A 252-nucleotide genomic window follows, 5' to 3' on the forward strand; every position below is an offset into this window, starting at 1 on the left:
GTGAGAGGACGTGCGGGGTGACGTGAATTAGTTGGCGGCCGTGCTAGGCGGCGGTTCCGTTTCGGATTCCGCCTCGCTTTGCGCGAGGTCGCGCAGCGTGCGCCGATACCACAGCGTCCAGATCATCAGCGCGCCGAAGATGCCGTAGCCGACGAACGGCGACACCACCAGCACGCGCTCGATCGGCCAGTGCCACGCCATCCAGCCGCGCAGCGCGGTTTCGCCCGTGAGGCCGAGGCCCCACGTAGCCGT

Annotated in this window: 1 pseudogene; it reads right to left on the reverse strand. The window is 68.3% G+C overall.

The features are described from left to right. Positions 1-27: 27 nt before the first annotated feature. A pseudogene (locus SB753_RS39565) lies at positions 28-252 on the reverse strand (hypothetical protein); the annotation flags it as partial.

The sequence above is a fragment of the Paraburkholderia sp. SIMBA_053 genome (assembly GCF_046534895.1).
Classification (GTDB): domain Bacteria; phylum Pseudomonadota; class Gammaproteobacteria; order Burkholderiales; family Burkholderiaceae; genus Paraburkholderia; species Paraburkholderia caledonica.